We start from the raw sequence: 592 nt of genomic DNA, 5'->3' as shown, positions 1-592 counted from the left end.
CGTCGACGAACCCGGTTTCGGCACCGACCCGAACAACCCCGACACCGACGGCGACGGACTCCTCGATGGTGAGGAAGTCAACGACACCGGCACCGACCCGCTCGACCCCGACACCGACAACGACGGCATCGTCGACGGTGTCGAGGTTGTCGACACCGGCACCGACCCGCTCGACCCCGACACCGACGACGACGGGTTACGCGACGGCGAAGAAACCGAAATCCAAACCGATCCGTTGGATCCCGACACCGACGACGGTGGAGTCAATGACGGCGACGAGGTCACACGCGGCACCGACCCGCTCGACCCCGACGACGACGTCGTTGTCGAAACGACGACCACGACGTTGGCGTTGGATCCGGACCTCGACGGCGACCAACTCACCGCCTCCCAGGAAGACGAGTTCGGCACCGACCCGACCGATCCCGACACCGACGGCGACGGGTGTGGTGACGGTGACGAGGTCGCACGCGGCACCGACCCGTTGGATCCCGACACCGACGGCGACGGATTCTCAGACTGCGAAGAGGTCAACGAGTTGGTCTCGGATCCGCTCGACCCCGACGACCCCGGTGTCGACACCGACGGTGAC

1 protein-coding gene is annotated in these 592 nt (G+C 66.4%); it reads left to right on the top strand.

Features of this window, described 5'->3' with window-relative positions; translation table 11 throughout:
- A partial coding sequence (locus QGG57_07095; protein MDP7007920.1) for a hypothetical protein occupies positions 1-592 on the top strand: 592 nt, incomplete at both ends.

This window comes from Candidatus Poseidoniia archaeon (genome assembly GCA_030748895.1).
Lineage (GTDB): Archaea > Thermoplasmatota > Poseidoniia > MGIII > CG-Epi1 > UBA8886.
This window is presented reverse-complemented; position numbering and strand designations above follow the sequence as displayed.